19 protein-coding genes are annotated in these 22,189 nt (G+C 66.2%); 7 read left to right on the plus strand and 12 right to left on the minus strand.

Going from position 1 to position 22,189, the window contains the following annotated elements; translation table 11 throughout:
* Positions 1-19: 19 nt before the first annotated feature.
* The gene (locus K3769_RS25080) at positions 20-223 is read right to left on the minus strand and encodes a cold-shock protein (RefSeq protein ID WP_033319512.1); all 204 of its coding nucleotides are present in this window, start codon (positions 221-223) and stop codon (positions 20-22) included.
* 371 nt (positions 224-594) lie between these two features.
* Between K3769_RS25080 and K3769_RS25085 the strand changes: the two genes are divergently transcribed.
* The 4 genes from K3769_RS25085 (at position 595) to K3769_RS25100 (ending at position 8,682) form a co-directional block, all read left to right on the plus strand.
* A complete protein-coding gene (locus K3769_RS25085; RefSeq protein WP_267028582.1) occupies positions 595-1,476 on the plus strand; it encodes a menaquinone biosynthetic enzyme MqnA/MqnD family protein in 882 nt (293 codons plus the stop codon).
* A gap of 169 nt (positions 1,477-1,645) precedes the next feature.
* Positions 1,646-3,454 (plus strand): serine/threonine-protein kinase, encoded by a 1,809-nt coding sequence (locus tag K3769_RS25090; protein ID WP_267028583.1) that lies wholly within the window; start codon positions 1,646-1,648, stop codon positions 3,452-3,454.
* A 195-nt stretch (positions 3,455-3,649) separates the two neighbouring features.
* A complete protein-coding gene (locus K3769_RS25095; protein WP_267028584.1) occupies positions 3,650-4,108 on the plus strand; it encodes a hypothetical protein in 459 nt (152 codons plus the stop codon).
* A 119-nt stretch (positions 4,109-4,227) separates the two neighbouring features.
* A complete protein-coding gene (locus K3769_RS25100) occupies positions 4,228-8,682 on the plus strand; it encodes a type VII secretion EssC family protein (protein ID WP_267028585.1) in 4,455 nt (1,484 codons plus the stop codon).
* A 136-nt stretch (positions 8,683-8,818) separates the two neighbouring features.
* Here K3769_RS25100 and K3769_RS25105 read toward each other — a convergent pair whose 3' ends face one another.
* Positions 8,819-9,085 carry a WXG100 family type VII secretion target gene (locus tag K3769_RS25105; RefSeq protein WP_107020882.1) on the minus strand — a complete coding sequence of 89 codons (267 nt, stop codon included), beginning with the start codon at positions 9,083-9,085 and terminating at the stop codon, positions 8,819-8,821.
* Between the two features lie 188 nt (positions 9,086-9,273).
* Between K3769_RS25105 and K3769_RS25110 the strand changes: the two genes are divergently transcribed.
* The 3 genes from K3769_RS25110 to K3769_RS25120 all read left to right on the plus strand — a co-directional run bounded on the left by K3769_RS25110 (position 9,274) and on the right by K3769_RS25120 (position 12,500).
* Positions 9,274-9,588, plus strand: a complete 315-nt coding sequence (locus tag K3769_RS25110; RefSeq protein WP_267028586.1) for a hypothetical protein — start codon at positions 9,274-9,276, stop codon at positions 9,586-9,588.
* Between the two features lie 91 nt (positions 9,589-9,679).
* A complete protein-coding gene (locus tag K3769_RS25115; protein WP_267028587.1) occupies positions 9,680-11,758 on the plus strand; it encodes a hypothetical protein in 2,079 nt (692 codons plus the stop codon).
* Between the two features lie 82 nt (positions 11,759-11,840).
* Positions 11,841-12,500 carry a hypothetical protein gene (locus K3769_RS25120; RefSeq protein ID WP_267028588.1) on the plus strand — a complete coding sequence of 220 codons (660 nt, stop codon included), beginning with the start codon at positions 11,841-11,843 and terminating at the stop codon, positions 12,498-12,500.
* A gap of 68 nt (positions 12,501-12,568) precedes the next feature.
* On the opposite strand, the gene K3769_RS25125 is transcribed toward K3769_RS25120, so the two are convergent.
* From K3769_RS25125 to K3769_RS25170, 10 genes are all read right to left on the minus strand, one after another.
* Positions 12,569-13,513, minus strand: coding sequence for a hypothetical protein (locus K3769_RS25125; protein ID WP_267028589.1), 945 nt, complete (start codon positions 13,511-13,513; stop codon positions 12,569-12,571).
* A gap of 71 nt (positions 13,514-13,584) precedes the next feature.
* Positions 13,585-14,040: an RDD family protein gene (locus tag K3769_RS25130; protein ID WP_267028590.1), complete on the minus strand. Its 456-nt coding sequence runs from the start codon at positions 14,038-14,040 to the stop codon at positions 13,585-13,587.
* A gap of 4 nt (positions 14,041-14,044) precedes the next feature.
* Positions 14,045-14,311 (minus strand): hypothetical protein, encoded by a 267-nt coding sequence (locus tag K3769_RS25135; protein ID WP_267028591.1) that lies wholly within the window; start codon positions 14,309-14,311, stop codon positions 14,045-14,047.
* A gap of 10 nt (positions 14,312-14,321) precedes the next feature.
* On the minus strand, positions 14,322-15,218 hold the full coding sequence (locus K3769_RS25140; RefSeq protein ID WP_267028592.1) for a hypothetical protein: 897 nt from the start codon (positions 15,216-15,218) through the stop codon (positions 14,322-14,324).
* A gap of 21 nt (positions 15,219-15,239) precedes the next feature.
* Positions 15,240-16,277, minus strand: coding sequence for a hypothetical protein (locus K3769_RS25145; protein WP_267028593.1), 1,038 nt, complete (start codon positions 16,275-16,277; stop codon positions 15,240-15,242).
* A gap of 649 nt (positions 16,278-16,926) precedes the next feature.
* On the minus strand, positions 16,927-17,550 hold the full coding sequence (locus K3769_RS25150; protein WP_267031534.1) for a hypothetical protein: 624 nt from the start codon (positions 17,548-17,550) through the stop codon (positions 16,927-16,929).
* A gap of 12 nt (positions 17,551-17,562) precedes the next feature.
* Positions 17,563-19,566, minus strand: coding sequence for a hypothetical protein (locus K3769_RS25155; protein WP_267028594.1), 2,004 nt, complete (start codon positions 19,564-19,566; stop codon positions 17,563-17,565).
* A gap of 50 nt (positions 19,567-19,616) precedes the next feature.
* Positions 19,617-19,949 (minus strand): hypothetical protein, encoded by a 333-nt coding sequence (locus tag K3769_RS25160; protein WP_267028595.1) that lies wholly within the window; start codon positions 19,947-19,949, stop codon positions 19,617-19,619.
* 16 nt (positions 19,950-19,965) lie between these two features.
* Positions 19,966-21,051 carry a hypothetical protein gene (locus K3769_RS25165; protein ID WP_372515168.1) on the minus strand — a complete coding sequence of 362 codons (1,086 nt, stop codon included), beginning with the start codon at positions 21,049-21,051 and terminating at the stop codon, positions 19,966-19,968.
* On the minus strand, positions 21,048-21,719 hold the full coding sequence (locus K3769_RS25170) for a hypothetical protein (protein WP_267028597.1): 672 nt from the start codon (positions 21,717-21,719) through the stop codon (positions 21,048-21,050). Before K3769_RS25170 ends, K3769_RS25165 begins: the two co-directional genes overlap by 4 nt.
* Positions 21,720-22,189: the final 470 nt, after the last annotated feature.

Here is a 22,189-nt window from a genome sequence, read left to right on the forward strand (position 1 = left end):
TCCGGACTCAGCCGAAGGATCAGACGGGGGTGACGTTCTCCGCCTGCGGGCCCTTCGGACCCTGGGTCACGTCGAAGGTAACCGCCTGGTTCTCTTCGAGGGAGCGGAATCCGCTCGCGTTGATCGCGGAGTAGTGGACGAAGACGTCCGGGCCGCCGCCTTCCTGGGCAATGAAACCAAAGCCCTTTTCGGCGTTGAACCACTTCACGGTTCCGGTAGCCATAAGCCCTCCTTGGGCCCAAAGGGTTGCCCTGCTCCAGAACCTGCAAGGTGTAAACAAAAGCTTGTGAACAAAACCTTGTAAACAACTGCATTCGTCTGAAAACGACGAGAGCCCGCGGTCACATGCTCCGCAGGCTCTGTACTGCAAGGGAAACCAAACTGCAACTTGCGGACGACCTTACCCAGGAGGGCAGCCGAAAGCAATAGAGGGCAAGATCACGTCACCCGGAAGTTTGGCGGTCTTCCCGGAGGGGCTGACGTAGCGGTATCACTCGGTGTCACAGGGGTTGACACGGAAGGCGGAAGCGGTTTCGGACCCCGCTCGGACACCCTGGATCCTGCACCGTACCGCATGGGGGTTAGCCTCGCGATGTGGACAATTCTCCTGAGTCTCCCGAGGGGCGTCCCGACGCCCGCCGCTCACGGCCGCGCGTCGGCCACATCCAGTTCCTGAACTGCCTGCCCCTGTACTGGGGGCTCGCGAGAACGGGCACGCTGCTCGACTTCGAGCTCACCAAGGACACCCCGGAGAAGCTCAGCGAGAAGCTCGTACGGGGCGATCTCGACATCGGGCCCATCACCCTCGTCGAGTTCCTCAAGCACGCCGACGAGCTGGTCGCCTTCCCCGACATCGCGGTCGGCTGCGACGGCCCCGTGATGTCCTGCGTGATCGTCTCCCAGGTCCCCCTGGAAGAGCTGGACGGCGCCCGGGTCGCCCTCGGCTCGACCTCGCGTACGTCCGTACGCCTCGCGCAGCTCCTCCTGTCGGAGCGGTACGGGGTCGAGCCGTCCTACTACACCTGCCCGCCCGACCTCAGCCTGATGATGCAGGAGGCCGACGCGGCGGTGCTGATCGGCGACGCCGCCCTGCGCGCCAACCTGCTGGACGGCCCGCGCTACGGCCTCCAGGTGCACGACCTCGGCGCCCTCTGGAAGGAGTGGACGGGCCTGCCCTTCGTCTTCGCGGTCTGGGCCGCCCGCCGCGACTACCTGGAGCGCGAACCGGCCCTCACGCGCAAGGTGCACGAGGCGTTCCTCGCCTCCCGCGACCTGTCCCTGGAGGAGGTCGGCAAGGTCGCCGAGCAGGCGGCCCGCTGGGAGGCCTTCGACGAGGACGTCCTGGAGCGCTACTTCACGACGCTCGACTTCCGCTTCGGCGCACCGCAGCTGGAGGCGGTCACGGAGTTCGCGCGCCGAGTGGGACCGACGACCGGCTTCGCGGCGGACGTGCGGGTCGAGCTGCTGGAGCCCTGAGCCGCCCGGCCCCGGGTCCGCGGGGCGCGCGGCACTACCCTGCTGGTGGAGTGCGTAGGGGCCGTCCGGGGGACGACAGACATACGCACACGGGTCTACGGGGCCACGAGTTCATGCGGCTACGGGTCCATGGGGCTGTGGGCCCACAGGGGACGGGGAGGTGCGGCGCATGAGGCCGCTCGATGTCGGTGAACCCACCACCGTGGGGCCCTACCGGCTGCTCGGCCGGCTCGGCTCCGGCGGGATGGGCCGCGTGTACCTGGGCCGCAGCGCGGGCGGCCGTACCGTCGCGGTCAAGATCGTGCACCCGCACTTCGCGCTCGACGACGAGTTCCGCGCCCGGTTCCGCCGCGAGGTGGAGGCGGCACGGCGGGTGGGCGGCGCGTACACGGCCCCGGTCCTCGACGCCGACCCGGACGCCCCGGTCCCGTGGGTGGCGACCGGTTACGCCGCGGGCCCCACGCTGACCGCCGCGGTCACCGACACGGGCGCCCTCGCGGACCACTCGGTACGCGTCCTCGGCGCCGGCCTCGCCGAGGCGCTGGCGGCGGTGCACGGCCTGGGCCTGGTCCACCGCGACGTCAAGCCGTCGAACGTGCTGCTGACCCTCGACGGACCCCTGCTCATCGACTTCGGCATCGCCCGCGCGACCGACGGCACGGCGTCCCTCACCGCGACGGGCGCCTCCATCGGCTCGCCCGGCTACATGGCACCCGAGCAGATCCTCGGCAAGGGCGTCACCGGCGCGGCCGACGTCTTCTCGCTCGGCGCGGTAATGGCGTACGCGGCGACGGGCTCGTCCCCGTTCCCCGGCGACTCCTCGGCCGCCCTGCTCTACAAGGTGGTCCACGAGGAGCCGCAACTGGGCGCGCTCTCCGGCGAGTTGCGGGAGACGGTGGCGGGGTGCCTCGCCAAGGACCCGGCCGCGCGCCCGTCCCCGGAGGCCCTCGTCGGCGCACTGGCCCCGGAGGGCACGGCCCGGCTGGTGGCGGCGGGATGGCTGCCGGGCCCCCTGGTGGAACAGGTCAGCCGCAGCGCCGTACGCCTGCTGAACCTGGAGGTGGCGGACGGGGCGGCGGAGGCGACGCCGTCGGGGGTGGTGGGGTTCAGCAGCCCTTCGGTGGGGAGTCCCCCGGCGACTGCGGGGGAGGGGAATCCGCCTGGGGCTGGGGCTGGGGCTGGGGCTGCGGGTGCGGCTCCGGGGGAGGGGCCACAAGGGGTCTTCGGCCCGCCGGACCCCTCCTACGCGTCCTACTCCTCGCTCTCTCCCTCCCCCTCCCTTCCACCCTCCCCGTACTCGCCGTACGCTCCAGCCCTCGACTCCGACCGCCACCCCGTCCCTGTCCCTGTCCCCGACGCCGTCCCGGGCAAGGTGTCCGTCAGTGTGGCCGCGACCTCCGCTCCGGGGGCGGGCGGCCGGGGCCGGAAGCTGAGTTGCACGGTCGCCCTCGCGGTGGCCGGGGCGCTGGCGGCGGTGACGTTCGGCTCGGTGTTCGTGTTCGACTTGCTGCCGGGTACCGGCGCGGACGGCAACGACGACTCGGGGGCGGCCGACCGGCCGCCCGCGGCCAGCACCACCCCCAGCACCGTCCCCACCGACGGCGGTCCCACCGACGGCGGGGGCAGCACGGTACCCACGTCGTACCTCGGCACCTGGGAGGGCGACGGCTTCGCCCTCGACGGCAAGCTCCCCATGGGCACGTTCCGGGTCACGGTCCGCCAGGCCGAGAAGGGCGAGCGGCTCGGCACGTTCCGCCAGACCGACCTCATCGGCGGTACCTGCGACACCGACCTCTACCTCAAGAAGGTGACGGCCGGCCGGCTGATCGCTACGAGCGTGGCCAAGCCGTCCACCACGTCCGAGTGCACGACGGGCCGCCACGAGGTCCGGCTGATCCCCGTCGGCGACGACCTGCGCTACGAGACGGACAACGCGAAGGCGGGGGATCCGGTGGCCCGGATGTCGAAGGTCGGGTAGCGGTCGGGCCGGGGGCGGGCGGGGCGGGTCCGATCAACCGCCCGTCCCCTCCCCGCCTTCCCGTCTTCCCACTTCCCTGCCTCCCCGCGCGTCCCGCCCGCCCCGGCGATTACTACTGTGTCTCCGACAGCCGGCACTCACGACGCTCCCGGCGCCTCGGAGGACCGGCGGACCCGAGCGATTGCGATGATCAGCATGTCTGCAGATTCGACGTCGGCGTCAGCGTACGAAGTCCCGTACACCTGGACGCCTTTTCAGCTGCTCAGCGGTGCGTGGGCGAAGCGGCTCGTCGCGTTCCGCGTCGACGAGAGCGGAGTGACCCTGGGGGGTGCCCCCGCCAGATACGCGAGCCAGACCGCCTTCGTCCCCTGGGCGGATGTCGAAGCGGTGGTGCTGTGGCAGCAGGAGACGACCGCGCCGACGCCCATGCGCTACGTGGGTCTTCGCCGCCGCCCGGGCGCGCCCGCCCTGCCGGGGCCCAACTCCGCGCTGACCCGGGAGCAGACCGGCCGGCTCGCGGCCCACGTCGATCACGAGGTCTTCCTGGCGAGCAGGCACATCAACCTGTGGACCCTGGACCGCGAGCGCCTGGCCGAGGCCCTGCGCACGTTCGCTCCCGCGGTGGCGGTGGAGGAGAACGGCCGGCCCGGCTAGTCCTCCCCGGAATGTGCACAGACGAGCCACCCGAACGGCTGAGCAGTGCGAGCTAGGCTCTGGACTGCGTATTTTCAGATCTTGACCTGCAGGATCCCAAGGGGAGGGGACACGTCCCGATGAGAGTGCGGGCGACCGTGGTCCGGGAAGGAGCCGCACCGCAGGACGCGGTCATCAACGTCGACGACGGTACGACCGCGGCCGAAGTCGCCGCGGCGGTGGAGCGGCTCCGGGTGCGGGGCGGCCCCGCGTCGTTCGCGGCTCAAGGGGTGGTGACACCCCTGCCCGGCCAAGCCCCCTCGTGGCAGCGGCCCGCCGCCGCGGCCGGCCTGTGGGTGGACGGCAGGCTCTGCGATCCGGAGGCGAGGATCGGGGGCGCGCTGCGGGACGGCGTGCGCCTCACCACCGACCCGTCCGTCGGCCCGTTCATGGTCAACGGCGAACCCATCGGCAGGTACGAGGTCACGGTCAGCGGAGGCGCCGGGGCCGGCCGAGTGGCGCGGCTTTCCGCCGGGGTCAGCACGATCGGCTCCGCACCCACCGCCACGCTCTCCGTCGAGGACCCCTACCTGGCACAGCTGGCGGCGCGCGTGAGCGTCGACGTCAAGGGCCGGGTGGAGATCGCTCCGTACGACGGCGCCGAACTGTTCCTGGACGACGAGCCGGTGTCCGCTCCGCGGGAGTGGCAGCCCGGTGTCCTGCTGAAGTCCGGCGAATCGCTGTTCAGCCTCTCCGAGGTCGGCGAGCCCGACGCCCACCTCTCCCCGGCGGGAGCGGGCGGTCTCGCCTACAACCGCCCTCCGCGCCTGACCTCGCCCCGGGCCAACCCGCGACTTGTCGTCCCCGCACCGCCGAAGAAGGACGAGGCGCAGCGGTTCCAGCTCATCTCGGCGATCCTCCCCCTCTTCTTCGGGGTGGGCATGTACTTCGTCACCAAGATGATCTACATGCTGCTGTTCTGCCTTCTGTCGCCCCTCATGATCTTCGGCCAGTGGGTCAGCGACCGGCGCCACGGCAAGAAGAAGTACCGGGCGGCCATGAAGGAGTACCGGCAGGCCAAGGCCGAGCACGAGGCCGAGGTCGAGCGGCTGAGCGAGCTCGACCAGCGCCGCAGGCGCGAGGCCTACCCGGATCCGGGCCAGCTCCTGCTGTTCGCCACCGGCCCGCGGCGGCGCCTGTGGGAGCGGCGGATCACCGACCCGGACGCGATGCACCTGCGGGTCGGCTTCAGCGACCTCCGGGCCGAGATCGACGTCGCCAACGCCCGCAACGCAAGCTCTGACGCGGAGGACCCTGAACCTCCGGTGGTCACCAACGTGCCGCTGACCCTGCCGTTCGCGGAGCTCGGAGTGGTCGGCATCGCGGGGGACAGGGCGCGGGCGGTGGCCAGCGCCCGCTGGATGACCGCCCAGGCGGCCGTGCTGCACAGCCCCCGCGACCTCTCCCTGGTGGTGCTCTCCTCGGCGGCCGACGCGGAGCAGAACTGGAGCTGGGCGCAGTGGCTGCCGCACACGAGCCCGCAGCAGGGCCAGAACTGCGTCGCCCTGATGGGCACCGACGCCGAGTCCATCTCGCGCAGGGTCACCGAACTCCTCGCCGAACTCACCAGACGGCAGGCGGTCGCCAAGGAGAACGGCGGCCTCAACGCGCTCCGTCCCGACGCACAGGTACTGCTCGTCCTCGACGGCGCCCGGCTGCTGCGCAGGGTGCCCGGTGTGCCCCAGCTGCTCCAGGAGGGGCCGGCCCACGGGATCTTCGCGCTCTGCGTGGACGAGGACGAACGCCTTCTGCCGGAGGAGTGCCGCACAGCGATCTGCTGGACCCTGGAGTCGGCCACCAGGGTTCACCTTCGCGGGTACGGGTACGAGGCCGCCGGCGACGTACTGGCGGACCAGGTCTCCATCGCCTGGTGCGAACGAACGGCCCGCGCTCTGGCGCCCGTGGTGGACGTGAGCCGTGACGACGCCGACAGCGCGCTGCCCACCGCGGCCCGCCTGCTCGATCTGCTGGAGATGCCCAACCCCACCGGCGCCGACATCGCGAGGATCTGGCAGCGCGGCGGGGCGACGACAGCCGCACCGATCGGACTGGCCGCCGACGGACCCTTCGTCCTGGACATCCGGCGGGACGGACCGCACGCTCTGATCGCCGGCACGACCGGCGCCGGTAAGTCGGAGCTGCTGCAGACCATCATCGCCTCGCTGGCCGTGGGCAACACCCCGGACGCCCTCAACTTCGTACTGATCGACTACAAGGGCGGCAGCGCCTTCCAGGACTGCGCGCGGCTGCCGCACACCGTCGGCATGGTGAGCGACCTCGACGCCCATCTGACGGAGCGCGCGCTCGCCTCGCTCGCCGCTGAGCTCCGGCGCCGGGAGGAGATCCTCTTCCACGCCGAGACCAAGGACATCGAGGACTACAACGACGCCCGCAGGCTGCGGCCCGACCTCGAGCCCATGCCGCGGCTCATGCTGGTCATCGACGAGTTCGCCTCGCTGGTCGCGGAGCTGCCCGACTTCATCGCCGGTCTGGTGGACATCGCGAGGCGTGGCCGGTCGCTGGGCGTGCACCTCCTGCTGGCCACCCAGCGCCCGGCGGGTGTGGTCAGCCAGGACATCCGGGCCAACACCAACCTTCGTATCGCGCTGCGCGTCACCAACGGGGAGGAGTCGCGCGACGTCATCGACGCCCCCGACTCGGGCAACATCTCGAAGGCGACACCGGGCCGCTGCTACGTACGGTCCGGCGCCCAGTCACTCATCGGTGTGCAGTCCGCGCGTATCGGTGGACGGCGGCCCGGCCACGACACGGCACCCCAGGTCACCCTGAACTTCCTGGACTGGGTGGCCTACGGGCATCCGCCGCCGCGAGCCGCCCAGGCGGACGGCGACGACGGCACGATGGTCACGGACCTGGCCGTGCTGGTGGAGGCCATCGGCGCGGGGGCGCAGCAACTCGGCTGCGCGCAGCCCCGCAGCCCGTGGCTGCCGCCGATCCCCGCGCAGGTCCTGAACTCCGAGCTGCCCGCACTGCCCGAGGCCGGACCCGGCGCCGACACGGTCCGCCCCGTGGCCTTCGGGCTCACCGACCTGCCGGCCCAGCAGGCCCGCGCGGCCCTCGCGCTCGACCTGGCCGACGGCGAGCATCTGATGATCGCGGGCGGCCCGCGCTCCGGGCGGTCGACCGCTCTGCGGACCATCGCGGGGGCCCTCGCGCAGAACTGCGCACCGAGCGACGTCCACATCTACGGAATCGACTGCGGGGCCAACGCGCTGCTCCCGCTGACCAGCCTCCCGCACTGCGGTGCGGTCGTCACCCGGGACCAGACGGCCCGTGTCGACCGGCTGCTGGGACGTCTTCTCGACGAGGTCACGCGACGACAGATGTTCCTCGCGGAGAAGGGCCAGTCGAGCGCGGCCGAGCAGCGTGCCGCCGCGGCGCCCGAGGACCGGCTGCCCTGGATGGTCGTGCTGATCGACGGGTGGGACGCCTTCCGCCTGGCCTTCGAGAACTTCGACTACGGGCGTCTCGTCGAGGCGGCGAAGCGGCTGTTCCGCGAGGGTGCCGCCGTCGGGGTCAAGGTGGTCCTCGCCACCGACCGGAGCGGCCTCATGGGAGAGATCTCCAGCTCCTTCGCCGAGCGGCTCGTGCTGCGGCTCGCCGACCCGCAGGACTACTCGTTCGCGGGGATCACGCCGAAGGACGTACCCAAGGAGGTGCCGTCCGGCAGGGCCCTCAAGGGGACCGACGACGGGGTGCAGGAGAGCCAGATCGCGCTGCTCGCGGAGAACCCGAGCGGCCAGGCGCAGGTGGCGGCGCTGCAGGAGATCGCCCGGCTGGCGGCGCAGACCTGGGCCCGTCCGGCCCCGCACCAGCGGCCCATCCGGGTCGACGTGCTGCCCGCGCGGATCAAGGCCTCGGAGGCCATGGCGCTGCAGCCCGACTTCGTGCCGCCGTCGGACCTGTGGGCCCTCTTCGCGGCCGGCGGGGACGAACTGTCGCCGCTCGGCATGGACCTGGAGGAGGCGGGGCCCGGCTTCGTCATCTCGGGACCGCCGAAGTCGGGACGTTCAAGCACCCTGGTGGTGGCGGCGATGTCCCTGCTGAGCCGCGGCACCGAGGTCGTCCTGATCACGCCGAGGCGTTCACCCCTGCGGGACCTGGCCGCCGAGCCGGGTGTCCTCGGTTCGCTCGACAGCGAGGGCTCGGCGGACGAACTCACCGCGCTGACGAGCAGCGCGCGGGGGCCGTACGTCATCCTCGTCGACGACGCCGAGCTGATCTACGACACCCCGCTCGACGAGGCGCTCGAGGAGGAACTGCGCCGCGGTATGGACGGGGGCCTGGGGCTGATCATGGCGGGCGCGGTCGACACGCTGTCCTCGCAGTACCGCGGTTCCGTGGTGCAGGCACGGCGTTCGCGCAACGGCCTGCTGCTCTCGCCGCAGGGCACGGCGGACGGCGAGATGTTCAATATCCGCGTCTCGTCGAACAGCGGCGGCGGCCCGACCGGCCGCGGACTCTTCGTCCAGAGCGGGGAGGCCATGCCGGCGCAGGCGGTGCTGCCGGGCTAGCGGCGTCATTCTCGCTTGTTGCCGCGGATATGGACGACGGCGAACGCATTCGGGCCGGGCAACTCGTAGGTTGCCCGGCCCGAATGCGTGTGCCTGATGCGGGGTCGACTCCCCGTCATCAACGACCGTCGCTCACCTAGTCGTTGATGGTGTCGTTCGCCTGGGCGGCGTCGCTGGTCTCCTTGCGGGCATTCTCGAGCGACGTGACAAAGTTCTGCAGCTGCGGCTTCAGCTTGTCCCATTCCTCCCGGAATCGGTTGGCTCGGCCGCCCTTCCAGAACTCCTCACTGTGACTCGTGCCCGTGGAGATGGCACGGATCAGGTCGTCGAGGTTGCCGTGCTGAGTCTTGAAGGTGGTGGAAAGACTCCGGAGTCGTGTGGTATCTGCGCCCTTTAGCGTCATGACTGCCTCCCCGTGTATCGATAGCCAGACGAACCTTCCGTCCGCCGGACCCGATGCTATCGCAATGGGTGTAGCCACGTCATCGGCTCAAGGCTCCTTGCTTGCGGTGCTGCAAGCTCCTTATTGTTGGTTCCCTGTAGGCGACAAATATTTCCGAACTGCAACTTGATGCCGCACTGGAGGCGCACGTGGGGGATACGAACGAGCAGCCGAAGGTCGATAACCCTTATCGAACCCAACTGGAGGCGTTGAAGAGCAATCTCGTCGAGGAGGTCAAAGAGCTCAAAAAATGCCTTAAAACGGCATCTCAGGATGTTGGGGACAAAAAGAAATCCTGGGTCGGCAAGACGGCCAACAAATGGCACGACGAAATCGAGGGCAACCGCGGCCGCATGATCAGGGAGATCGACAAGCTGATCCCGGCGGTGCAACGGAGGATCGACTCCTTGCCGGAGAAGGTGACCGTGTCCGAGGCGAAGATGATGCGGCTGGACCTGCGCTGACGGCGCGGACCGATGCCGCCACCGGACAATCTGAAGCAATTGAAGAAACTGAAACAACTTAAGCAACTGAACCAAACGGGGGGACATTTCCATGGCAGGCGATGAGGACGGTTTCTCCGGCATCGACCCGGATCAGCTGGCCAAGACGATCCAGTCGCTGCAGAAGGACCAGGAGAAGCTGAAGTCCAGCGCGACGTGGATCAAGTCGAGCTTCGAGCGGTACGGCGTCGGAACGGAACCGCTGACCGAGCTGCTCGCCATCGCCGGCTGGTCCGAGAACCAGCTCCCCATGCTCAGACGCCGACACCACCTCTCCATCGCCGAGGACGAGAAGTACGGCCACGGCTACAAGGGAATGGTGCGGATCAAGGAAAGCATGGTCGGCCAGACGAAGCAGTCGGTGGCGAACGGGAAGAAGCTGGGTGATGAGTTCAAGGAAAAGCTGGAGAACGGGGAGGACATCACTCCCGAAATGTTCGCCGACCTGCGTGCGAACAAATCGGATGCCGATTATGTGAAGTCCTTCTACGACGTGCTCGGTTCACGGAATCTGCTGTGGATGTCCCAGGAGATGGGGGACCGAAACAGTGATGTCTACAAGGACGACGCGGCTCAGCGGGAGAAGGACCGTAAAACTATCGCCGACACCTTCGGCACGTACACGAAGGTGGCCTTCGAGGGGAAGACGCCCAAGGAGAAGCAGCGGGCGTGGAACAAGTGGTTCGACGATTCGGCTGTGGACGAGCACTTCGGATTCCGGCCGGACCGCCTGACTCCGCTGCTCCGTGGTGGATCGCACGACAAAGACTTCCTGGTGGCGTTCGGGGACCGTGTGTTCCAGAAGGACGCCAAGACCAACGAGAACCAGTTCCTCGGGAACAGTGGAATCGGTGAAGGGGAATGGGGGAAGGACGGCTATGAGCAGCTGTTCGACGCCATCTCGCGGAACTCGGAAGCTTCCGGCGAGTGGATGGACCACAATGCTGACGGCGTCCAGTCGATGCTTTACACCACCGGCCCCTGGAAAGTCGATGAACCAAAAGAGCGCGGAGTGGCCTTCCTGAACATCCTGCAGGCAGGAAGTGTGACGCTGCGGAAGGACAACCCGGCCCTGGCGGAGAAGAACGCCGCACGCCTGATCTACGAGAACTATCAGCACAGCAAGGGCGATATGAAGGGCGTACATCCGATCGACGGTACGTCCGCCCTTTACACGAGCATCATGACCTCTTACTGGAAAGACGTCGAGCACAGTGTGACATCACCTGTGAGCAATGATCTGTGGAGCGGCGGCAAGGCGTGGACGGACAAGTCCTACTTCGCCGGTCAGGACAAGAAGCGTGCGGGGCTGGAGCTTTCCCAGGACATGTGGGGGGCGTTGACGGTGGAAGCCGGCCGCGACCCCAAGGGAGCGGGCATCATCGGAGCCCTTTTCCAGGGTTACAACCAGAAGATGATCGCCCAGGAGAACGACATCAACCAGGATCGTACGGGCGATTCGGTGCGATACATCTCGGCCCAGAAAGGGATGATGCAGCGCTTCTACTACGAGAACATGCGCACTGTCGGGGAGCAGTTGGGGGCCGAGCGTGACAAGTGGGTCGAGGACACCAACGCTTTCCGCGACGGCCTTATCGACCAGGTGACCGGCGTGGCCATGGGCGCCACCGGCGGAGCGGGCATGGCGGGCGCCAAGGGTGCCGCGATCGGCGCCGCCTACGGGATGGGCTCGGACATTCTCACCGGGTGGATCAAAGAGGGAGTCCATGTCGACGCGGCTGATGCGCCGGCCGAGCTTCGGCACCAGATCGCAGGTGTGAAAAAGGCGACCATCGACACGAGTTGGCAGACCTCTTACCAGGATCAGGCGAACGACCTCCTGCGCGAGAAGAATGGAGGATTCGACGCGCGGTACATCCCGGAAGTCGACGTGTGGAAGGTTGACGGAAGTCATGAGACGTACACCGGAAACCCGAAGGAATACATCAAGGGAGACTCGTCGCGAAACTTCCTGACGAAGGATGGAGTCGTGATGGATCCGGAGAAGATGTCGCCCACGCAGCGCACGGCTTATGGCGAATGGCTGCGCGACCCTGCCGTGGTCCAGAAGGTGTACACGCCGTTTTCCGACGGCCGCAATGCCTGGGACTGGCCCGGCCAGAACGGCTAGTGATGTACAGCAAGTAATTCTCGGTGTAGAGGCGAAAATCGGAGGCAGTGTGTTCGAGGAAAAGGCAAGGAAGCCCGACAGGATGGCACCGGCTGTTGGTCGGAAAGCCGTTGCGCTGACTTCCCTTGCCGCTGTGTTGTTCGGGGCCGCGGCGTGCGGGGATGAAACAGGGGCAGAACCGCTGAGCAAGTCGCAGATCTCCCGCGCGGTGCTGAGTCAGGGAGATGTGCCGGGATACAAGTTCTTCGATGAATCACGTGCCAAGACGGACAAGTCGGCACGAGCGGACAAGAAGGCTTGTCAGCCCATTGTGGCGTTCGCCATTGCTCCCGAGATCTCGGCGTACGACAAACGCTCGGCACGCCAGAGCATCACCAAGAGTGAGAAACCGGACGCGAGCTACCAGCTCATTTTGACAAGTGCTGAGTCGGGGTCGGCAGCCGAGGATGTATTGAAGGACCTCAAGACCGCTGTATCAGCCTGTTCTTCGGGATTCGATCTCACGTACTCGGGTCAGACGAACAAGGTGCGTCGGGTCACGTCCGACAAGTCGTCGTCCGACAACGAGATCAATATCCTGTTCGAGTATCAGGCGGGAATGAAGATTCGATATGTCGTGATGCGTGAAGGGGCGACCCTGATCAGAATTTCTGCGGCAACTCAGTATGCACATGAATTCGTCGCGGTGCCGAAGCAGATCATTGAAAAGCAGTTTCAGAAGCTGGACAAGGTAGCGGGCTGATGGGCTGACGGGCTGACGGGCTGACGGGCTGACGGGCTGACGGGCTGACGCAGTGTCCCTGGTGGACGTCATTTGACGTAGAATTCGATACCTTCAGAGCTCAGTGCAGTGGTGGATTTGGCTCCCTTGAGACGTGCCGTGAGTTGAATCTGCCCCTGCCATGAGCCCGCGCGAAGATCTCCGGTTTCCTTGATCCGGAAATGCAGAGGCTTGCTTTCGTCGCGTGACAGCGGGATGTCGGAGACGAGGGCCGCGTCATCCTCCAGACTCTGGACGGCATCGGAGGTCGGAGCGGGGCCGGGCGATGGAATCTCCAAGTCCTTCCAGCCGTCCGCTGTCTTCCACTGGACGGACAGGGCGGAGGTCGACTCGGCTGCTCGGCAGTCGCCTTCGACCTCTTCGCACAGGAAAGCCAGGATCTGGATCCTCGGGTAGTCCACCGCGGAGTGGTTCTTCACCGAGAAGTCATATTCGGACCAACCGCCTCCGCGCTGCACGTACTCGGCCCCCGAATCCTCCTCGACCTGAAAATTGGTCAACGGTGCTGAGCTACGGGCGACGGCCAGTGACGTGCGTGCTTTGCTCATCCTGGCGGTCACGCCGATGGATTGACCGCTGTCCGTAGGACGCATCCCAGGAGTCAGGCGAAGTTTGAGGGTGCTGCGACCTGATGGCAGGGCGGTCTGGAACGTGCCGGTGAGGCCCTCTTTGCCGCCGGTGGCCTTCGGCGAGAGGCGGAGATCCTTCCAGCGGGAAGATCCGAGGTCCTGGTACTCAATGGCGACGTCACCCTTGGGCGCGTGCTCCAAGCTGAGGGAAAGGCTGACGTCGACGTTGCTTCGTTCCGATTCGCTGTTGTCCACCGCGAGAGCCAGTGGCCCCGGCTCTCCCATCACGAAGTCGGACGAATTTTCAAACTTCATCCATACGGGACTTGTGGAGGGTTGACCCCCGTCCTGCGGCTTCTCGCTCGTGCAGGAGGCGAGAGCCGCGATGGACAATGCCGCGACCATCGCTCGGCTGTGACGCATCTCGTTCCGATCAGTTCGGTGATGTGAACGCCAAGAGCGTTGGCGATCCTCGGTCAGCCCTTCCGGCGCACGATACGTAGTCCCACTGCGTCCTGTTGTTCGACGTCGCTGTCCGTTGCCAGATGGATAGGTACGAACACGACCGTCCAGTAGAAGCCGAAAAGCCAGCGGCCGATGAGGCGGAGGAAGCGGGGGCGACCGCCGTCCGGGGCCCGGACCACACGCAGGCCCGTCACCAGCTTTCCCAGGCTGGCTCGGGTCGCCAGGGTGAGCAGGACGTGGTTCACGAAGGAGAGGCCCAGGGCCGTACCGAGCGCCGCACCCCACACCGCGGGTGACTGCGGCCGGAGTTCCACGACTCCGTCGACCACCTTCACGCCGATCGCGGCTCCGGCGGCGAGGCCGCACACCAGGGCGGTGAGCGCGTCGATGGTCGCCGCGGTGATCCGACGTACCGGGCTGGGGGACGAGACGTGAGTGGGGGTGCGTTGCTGGTTGGCGTTGGCCACGGCGCTAGTTTCCGGTCCCTGTCTTCTTCTTGTCCGCCTCTTCCTGCTCCACGCGCTTGAGCGCTTTGTCTATCGCGGCGCGGGCGTTGGCCACCGCGTCGGTGATCTGCTTCTTGTGGCCGGACCACTCGCCGCGGAACCGCTCGCTCTTGGGGCCCTTCCAGGTGTCGGTGCCACAGAGGTTCTGGACGTTGTCGACCGAGCGCTCAAGTTCGTCCGCGTACTTCTTGAGGAGACGTACGTCCTCTCGGCAGTCGCTCTCTCTGGACATGTTTCCTTCCTCAGCTGGAGACGGCCGGAGTGATCAGCTTGGTGATCGCCCGGTGCAGTGATGTCTTGCCGACGGCACGCGCCTCGATGCCGGTCGGGGCGTTCGGCTTCTCGACGTACACCGTCCACAGATCCTTGTCGGTCGCGTACGTCGTGAGGAGGGGGCCCGGGGTGTCGGCCAGAAGGACCGTCTGACCGACCACGAGCGCGGTGTTGATGGCCTCGCCGAGAGCGCGGCCGACGTTGTCGTCGCTGATCTGCTCGGGAGTGATCTGCTGGACGCGGCCGTCCTTGTCGGCGACCTCGAAGGGGTCGATGAAGAGCTGCACCATGTCCGCAGCGTCCTTGGCGGAACTGGCGAGGGTGAACATGTGCAGGCCGCCGCCCGTCACGCGCTCCACGAGGTAGAGATCCTCGGCATGTATGTAGACCAGCATGTGGGTCACGCCGCTCGACGTGTGCTGTTCGACGGCCAGTGCGCGGGCGGCGGTCCGCCGCAGGGTCAGGGCGAGGCTCACCTCGGGGGTGATGCGCATGTCGAGGTCCACGCCGGAGGGGACGGAACCGGGGTCCGTGCCGTCGCCGGAGTCGGCGTCGGCGCCGTCGGAACCGGAGTTCGGGAACGCCGCTCGCAGCACGGCGTCGAGTTCGTCGATATTGGTGACCTCGACCGCCTCACGCGAGACGAGGGAACGCAGCGCTGTGGCATAGACCCATTCGCGCTCCTGGCCGGAGAGCTGAGTGATCCGTGGCGTGGGAGCGACGCATTCGGTCAACGAATCGGGGTCGAGGATGGCGATCTCTTCATCGGTGAGCCGTAGGAGAGGTTGCGTTCCTCCTTCGGAGAGCGCCTCGGCCAGGATTCCGCGGAACTCCTGGAGGTCCATGTCGATTTCAGGGCTTTGCATGACTGTTAGTCCGATGCTCGCTTACCAGAAGCTGTATTTGCGGATGGCGTTGGGAACCAGGTTGGTTACGGCACTCTTGGCGCCGTCGACGATCTCGGCACCCTTGTCCTTGATGTCGTTTCCCCACTCCTTGGTGGCGTTCCAGGCCTGCTTGGCGCCGTCCTTGATGTCATCGCCCCATTTGTCCCAGGCCCAACTGCCCAGGAAGTAGGCGCCGGCCACGCCGAGAGCGACCCAGCCCACGACGGGCACCGCGGCGGCCACGGCGGCGGACGCTCCCAGGGCCGTGGCCATGCCCGCGCCACCCAGCACGGCCACGGCGCCCGCGGCCTGGACGCCTCCCATGCCGCGGTCGGCCCAGCCCTGGGCGCCTTCGTGTGTGGGGAGGAACATCTCCTTCACGCCGCTCACCACCGCCAGCGGAAGAAAGACACGCGTGGCGAGGAAGCCGGTGCCGGGCGCCTTGGAGAAGAGCTTCGCGGCATAGGGGATCTTGAGGCGCATGGCGGTGTTCCGGACCGCCTGCTGCCACTTCCAGGGCTCCTTGTACCAGTTGCGGATCCGCTGGTCCTTGAGAAGCTCCTGGAGGAGTTCGCCGCGCTTTGCGGCGGTGCGGGCGGCGGGGGACCCGAAGTACTTGTTCAGTTCCCATACGGCGCGTGCGCCCGCGACGTTCTGCCCCTGGGCCCACCTCTGGTAGAGGTGCATCGAGGCTTCGATGGCGGTGGGAATCTTGAGCACCTTGAAGGGCGTCTTGATGTCCTTGAGGGTGCCCTCCTTGAACTCCTTCCACGTCTCCAATGCGCCGGCGAGACCGGCGAAGGTGAGAACCGCCTCCGGGTCGTCCAGGGACAGCCCCAGGCGACGACGGATGTCCTTGGCCTCGTCCTGCGCCCAGGAAGCCTTCTTGGGGAAGTCGGAGACGCCTTCCGCCTTCGCGTCCCATTTCGCGAGGATGTTGCTGATCAGGCCACCCTGGATGGAAAGAGTCCCTCCCAGTACGTCGACTGCGGCGGCCAGTTTCGGCGCCTGGACGTCGTTCATTCCCTTGAAGCCCACTGGTTGATCCTTTTCTGGTTCTCTTCAGAGCGTGGGGTGACCGAGTGAGGGGCGACCGGCTTCCGCGGCACCGACGCCGGACTTGCCGCTGTCGCCGCTGGTGCCGCGGGTGGTGGACGACGGTAGGACTGCGGTCGCGGCGAGCGTGGCGGCAACGGGCAAGGAGCGGCGCTTCAACGTGAACCCCCGTGAGACAAAGACGCAGTCAAGAGCAATGACGGTATCCGTGGGGCGAACGGTTTCGCTACAGCGAAGTTCCTTGCGCGGTCGGGCGGATCCGGATGAATCAGGGCAAATTGAGGAGGTGTGCTTGTGATCGTGTCTGGGGCCACATGTGGATGCTGTGAAGCGGTGCGGGTGCAGCGCTCTTTGCTCCGTCGCACGGCAACGTGGACTTCCAGCCCTGGGGGGGCAGCTACCGATAGTGGCCGCGTGGCCGCGTGGCCACGTGGCACGCGAGGACTGCGGCGCGAACTGTCGTGCCCGTCGCTGGGCTCGCCCTGGCTCTGGCCGAGTGCGGTGGTGTGGGTGGCGGCATGGACGCCTGGTACCTGGCCCCGGCTGGTCGTGGGGCCGGTGGAGATGCGCTGACCGGGGGAGGGTGGGGGCCGTACGTCTGGACGTTCCCCGGTAGTGGTAGGTGGTCCTCTCAGCCCGGGAGCTTGGACGGAAGGTCGCACTTCGCGTCCTTGTGGGCTTGGCGGGCGAAGTCTGTTGCCAGGTCTTTGAGGGTCTGGCGGGCTTCTTTGTCCGAGGCCTCAAGGGGGTGATGGACCAGGGCGAACACGGTCATGTTCCAGGGCTGCTTGCTTCCTTTTTCGCTGGCGTAGCAGGGGACCCAGATTGCGGCTACCTCCGCGTTGGAGACGCCTTTGACGCCGGCGTTGAAGTTGGTGCGGTCGCCTCCTGAAGTCCGAGGGACTTCGTCCTCAACCCACTCTTGCCAGGGCCTGGCAGACCCCATTTCTGCGGCCAGGGTGAGGAGCAATTCATCTTCGTCTCCGTACACATTGCAGCGACTCTTAAAATACGAGTCCGGTGTCACTACTTGTCTTTCGCCGAATCGATAATCGGCGGCTGAGGGGAGTGACGAATTTAGCTTTTTGACCACTTTCCGCCTATCGGGTACGTTCTGGCAGACGTCATTTGCCTGAATAGTCCCGCGTTCTGCGAATGCTCCGAACAGATAAGCGACGAGCAGGGCGGCAGCCGCTGACGCAGTTATAGCAATGTAAACGAGAGGGCTTCTCAGGGATTTGCGTGCGCTCGACATCTTCAAGGCCAGTCACCCCTCCGCTTTGTACTGACTGTTCCCGGCCTGGTAATCGTCTACCAGATCGTTGGCGCTCTTGAAGCCCTCGCCGGCTCGGCCGCCCGCGAGGGACTCATAAGCCTCGGAGCCTGTGGCCGCCTTCGTGGTCTCCTGGGCCGTCCGTAGGGCGGATTCCTTGATGTCACCCATATCTTTTACATTCTGGTAAACTGTCTCCTTTTCTTCACCGTCGTTGCCGAACCCATCCAGAATGCCAGTAAAAACCTCATCTGCGGCCGTTCCCGCCAAACCGCCGAGTACGACTCCGCCAGGGCCGGTGAAAGACGTTGTTGCGATGGCTGTCGCGCTACCTACGAGCGAACTTCCCCACGTGCTCGCATTTTCCTTCCATGCATTGTCACGTGCAGTCGCTGCAACGCCGGTCTCATTGGCCTCGAAGTACCTGCCTTGCCCAATAATGCCTTGGAACAAGCCGGTGTCGTAGGTGATCCTCTTGACGCTTCCTTCGAGGTCCAGCGGGTAGCCGTGGACGCTGTGGTGCTGCTTCTGTTGCTCCATTAGTGTGGCCGAATAGGCATGCTGGGAGATGTTCAGGGCGTCGTACCCTTCTGTATTGCGAGCTACTGCGTGCAGGAAGCGGACAGCGTCATGCTCATCGATCTTGGCGGCGATTTTAGCGTTTGCGGTCCGATAAAGTTTGTATCCGTTAGTCTTGTCGTCGGTCAGTGCCCGGTGCAGATCAGGCATGTACTCGGCGGAGATGTTCGCGAAACTGTCCGACAAGTACTCGTGCTTGAGCAGGAGGTCCTGGTCCTCGGACACCGATCTCACCAAAGACAAGAACAAGTCGGCTTGAGCCCGGGAGTGTTTTACGTTTTCTGTTGTCGCCTCCTCGCCCGGGCGGTGGCCCGTCATTGCTGCTTCTAGTGCGTGGCCCAATGAGTTGCGGCCTGTGACGCTCTCCTCGCCCGGCCTGCTGTCGTTCGGCCACTCTCGGGATTCGAAGAGGTACTTGAAGTTCGATTCCGGCTTGCCAGCCTCGTTCTTCTGTTTTGCTGTGAAGAACACCGTTGCCGCGGCCGGGCTGTTCGACAGGGCCTTCATGTAGCCCGTGAGCGGGTCGTTGCCCTTGTCGTTGCCCACGTGGTTGAGCCTGCCCGTGGCTGCCCAGCCGGGGCCGGGGCCGTCCAGAGCCTGCCTGTCTTCCTTGACCAGCGCTGTTCCGTAGTTTTCGAGGAACTTGTCGTCGTAGTCGCCGAAGCGCATGAGGTTACTCATGACGAGGAAGCCTTTGGGGCCACCCGAGCTGCCGTACGGGGGAGGGCCCGGTTCCGCGATCGGGTTGTCGCCGAGCGCGACCATGTCCTTCTTCCACCGCACCATCGCCGGCGCATCGGAGTTGGTCGCCGCCGCAACGGTGAGGCTCAGGTTCTTCTGTACCTCGACGAGGGCTTCGGAGCTTTTGAACTCCGAGGGGCGGCCGTATCCCGGAGCGCTGCCCAAGTTGCTGATCCCGTACCAGAGCTGCAGCGTCTTCTGCGCTCCCAGAGCCCCTACGACCTTCTCGGCGAATGGGTACTGGTCGTGGTTGAGGGCGAAGAGGGTGTTCAGTTCGTCGAGTTCTTCCGGGGAAAGGTCCTCGGGGTCCTTCTTCGCGAGTTTTGTGGCGCGCTTGGCGTCCCTGGCCGCCGCCGCGTTGGCGGCTCGGGTCACCCTCGCCTCGTTGATCTGCACCATGCCCTTGAAGCCGGTGTACGGAACGTTGTCCATGTTCATGGACAGGTGGTAGCGCCTCTTCAGCATGGGCAGTTCGTCCCGGGCCCAGCTCGCCACGTGCAGGATGTCCTGCAGTTCCTCGGCGCCCAAGCCGTAGTAGGCGAGTTCCGCCTTGTAGTAGGACACCCGGTCCTGGAGTTTCTCCTGGTCCCGTTGCACGGAGTCGATTGTGCCCTTGAGTGCGTCTGGGTCAATGCCCGAGAAGACGCTCCCGCCACTTGCGTTGTCATCCTTGTCCATGCCCACCGTCCCCCGTTCGCAGCGCACCCGCTGCCGACCTTCAGCCGCTTTCAGTACATTCGCCTGTTGCGGTTCATCGCGCCGGCTTCCTCGGGCGTGACCTTCTCCGGCATACGGTCGATCTCACGCTGGATGTCCGTAAGTACCTTGTCGATGCGGGCTCGTACGGTCCTTCGGTGGCCGACGACATCGCCGTGCCACTTGTCGGCCGTCTTGCCCACCCATGACTTCGTGGAGTCCCGGCCACCCCTGCCGATGTCCCCCGCCCCCCTCTTCAGGGCGTCGACAAGGTCGGACCGTTCTTTCACAAGCTCTCGCCTCAGCCTCTGCAGTCTTTCCCGCTCGGGGTTGTCCTGCTTCGGCTTGGCGTCGTCCGCCGCCATTTCGCTCCCCCGTAAGTCAGCGGTTGACCGACTGGATTTCCTCGACCGTGATGTTCTGGACCGCTTCGATCGTGCCGTCCGGCATGCCTTGCGCGCCTGCCTGGCCCGTGCCTGTCCAGCTTATTTCCCAGGTGAGGGCTGCTTTGAGGGGGATTGTTTCGCCGTTTGAGGAGCGGTGGTAGGTGATTCCGCAGGGTGGGGTCTGCTTCGCTTTGCCCTTGGCGTAGGGCTCGCCGATCTTGCCGTCGACTATGGGGCAGCCGCCGTTTGCGGGGATCGTCGTGGCGTCCGCCGTGCCTGGGCTGAGCGTCAGCGACTTCGGCTTCGCCGTCGTGGTCGCGGTGATGGCGAACCCCGGCACGTTGATCGCGGCTGTTGCCTGGACCTCCTCGAATACTGCCTCGTCCAGCCATGCCCAGGTAGGCAGGTTCACCTTCGTGATCGCCTTGGGCGCCAGTGTCACCTTGGTGCCTGGCAATTCCATGTGCTGGTAGGCGAGGGCCGCCAGCATCTCCGGGGTGATGGCCTGCTCGTACCGCGCGGGCGGGGCCTCGCCGTTGTCGACCCAGAAGGGGAGTTCGCTGCACGACGTGCGCTTGAGGTAGTCCGGCTCGTTCGGGTTCTCGACGCCGGCCCAGAACATCCCCTCGCCGTCCTTGTCGACGTTGTAGTCCTTATAGCCGGGGGTGTCGGTCCAGCCGTAGTCGTCCTCGTAGTGGCGTTGCATCTCACCGATGGCCGAGCCCGCGGTTCCCGTGATGGCGGGATCGTTCTGCCATTTGTCGATGTCGCCGGACATCTTCTTCTTGAAGTCCTTGGCGCCCATGTAGGGGGCGTACCAGCAGGACGGCGGCGTCCAGTTGACGTCGGCGGAGGCGACGTTTCCGGCGCCGCCGCTCTTGGTCACGGCTCCGGAGTACTGGACGCTGGCGGCGGCGTAGATGCCTTTGCCGTTGCCGCCGCCTTTCTGATCCGTTTTGGTATTTCCGGCATTGCTCGGTGTCTCCGTCGCGCCGGCCGGTGTTCCGAGAACGAATGTGCTGAGAGTCAGTGCGAGGACAACTGTGCCGACGGTGAGGGGCGTACGCCGTGGTGTGTTCACTGGCACTTTGCCGCCTTCGTCTCGACGAGCACCTTGGATGCCTGCCACAGCCCGTCACCCGTGGGGAACTTGACCATGATGATCTTGAAGTAATCGAAGCCGTCGATGCTGGGCTTGGTCTTCAGGACCTTCCCTGTCTTGATCTCTACGCTGTAGAACTTGTTCGAATCTACGCAGAAGGCGACTTCTACCGAGTTGCCGTTCGTGGTGGACCGGGTGGTGGCCTGGTAGTGACGCCGGGTGCCGGTGGCCGTCCAGTCACCGTCCACCCTCCTGTCGATCTGTGTCTTCGCGTATGCCAGGCCCTCACCAGTGGAGTACGTGGTGACGGCCGCGTCCTTCGCTGTGCGTTTGTCGATGCCTCGGTAGATGGCGCGGATGTAGTTCGCGGCATCGTCCATCGCCGCCGCCTCGTTCTTCGCCTTCGGCTTGTCCCAGTCGAAGACCAGGTTCATGTCCTTGGGCAGGGACACGTCCACGCCGTCCGGCTTGTCCTTGGCTGCGCCCGTCGGCTCTGCCGACTTCGTCGGCTTCTTCGAGCCCTGGTCGGCGCCCGCGATCTTGTCGTTGTCGCTGGACTTGTCGTCCTCGCCCCCGCCGCACGCCGTCAGCAGAAGAGCTGCGGTCGCGGCGAGCGCGGTGGCAACGGGCAATGTGCGGCGCTTCACAGCGAACCCCCGTGAGATTTAGACGTATTCAAGAGCCACGACGGTATCCGTGGGGCAAACAGTTTCGCTACCGCGAACTTCCCTCTACCGCCGGTCGGACCTGGAGGAATCGGGGCAAGGCGACGGCGTAAGTGACCCGATCGTGTCTGAGTGCACAGGGGACCCGGATACACCCCCGGATATGAGCCCACCCGTGCCTCCAGGGCCCGAGGTGCCTCAGTTCTGCTGCGCCGCGCCACGCTCCGGCGTCCGGCAGTGCGGGCATCTGCAGGGTGGGTACGCCGACGTCTGTGGCAGTGGGGGTGGCAGCGGGCCCGATCCTCCGCGCGTCCGGATCTCCACCCTGCTTCGCTCCCCGGTCACGGTGCCCTGCCCGTCCACCGTGTAGACCCGCAGCGTGAGGCGGGCGCCTTGGCGGCGGGGTCCGGCCGGTTCCAGTACGTCCGTCACCGGCGGATACTGGTCCGCGC

Source organism: Streptomyces ortus (assembly GCF_026341275.1).
In the GTDB taxonomy this organism is placed as follows: Bacteria; Actinomycetota; Actinomycetes; order Streptomycetales; family Streptomycetaceae; genus Streptomyces; species Streptomyces ortus.

Coding starts and splice junctions, on each gene's coding strand:
- K3769_RS25080 (WP_033319512.1), bottom strand. CDS start 223: ATGGCTACCGGAACCGTGAAGTGGTTCAACGCCGAAAAGGGCTTTGGT.
- K3769_RS25100 (WP_267028585.1), top strand. CDS start 4,228: ATGAGAGTGCGGGCGACCGTGGTCCGGGAAGGAGCCGCACCGCAGGAC.
- K3769_RS25090 (WP_267028583.1), top strand. CDS start 1,646: ATGAGGCCGCTCGATGTCGGTGAACCCACCACCGTGGGGCCCTACCGG.
- K3769_RS25125 (WP_267028589.1), bottom strand. CDS start 13,513: ATGGTCGCGGCATTGTCCATCGCGGCTCTCGCCTCCTGCACGAGCGAG.
- K3769_RS25120 (WP_267028588.1), top strand. CDS start 11,841: ATGGCACCGGCTGTTGGTCGGAAAGCCGTTGCGCTGACTTCCCTTGCC.
- K3769_RS25135 (WP_267028591.1), bottom strand. CDS start 14,311: ATGTCCAGAGAGAGCGACTGCCGAGAGGACGTACGTCTCCTCAAGAAG.
- K3769_RS25140 (WP_267028592.1), bottom strand. CDS start 15,218: ATGCAAAGCCCTGAAATCGACATGGACCTCCAGGAGTTCCGCGGAATC.
- K3769_RS25105 (WP_107020882.1), bottom strand. CDS start 9,085: ATGACGCTAAAGGGCGCAGATACCACACGACTCCGGAGTCTTTCCACC.
- K3769_RS25115 (WP_267028587.1), top strand. CDS start 9,680: ATGGCAGGCGATGAGGACGGTTTCTCCGGCATCGACCCGGATCAGCTG.
- K3769_RS25155 (WP_267028594.1), bottom strand. CDS start 19,566: ATGGACAAGGATGACAACGCAAGTGGCGGGAGCGTCTTCTCGGGCATT.
- K3769_RS25150 (WP_267031534.1), bottom strand. CDS start 17,550: ATGTCGAGCGCACGCAAATCCCTGAGAAGCCCTCTCGTTTACATTGCT.
- K3769_RS25160 (WP_267028595.1), bottom strand. CDS start 19,949: ATGGCGGCGGACGACGCCAAGCCGAAGCAGGACAACCCCGAGCGGGAA.
- K3769_RS25095 (WP_267028584.1), top strand. CDS start 3,650: ATGTCTGCAGATTCGACGTCGGCGTCAGCGTACGAAGTCCCGTACACC.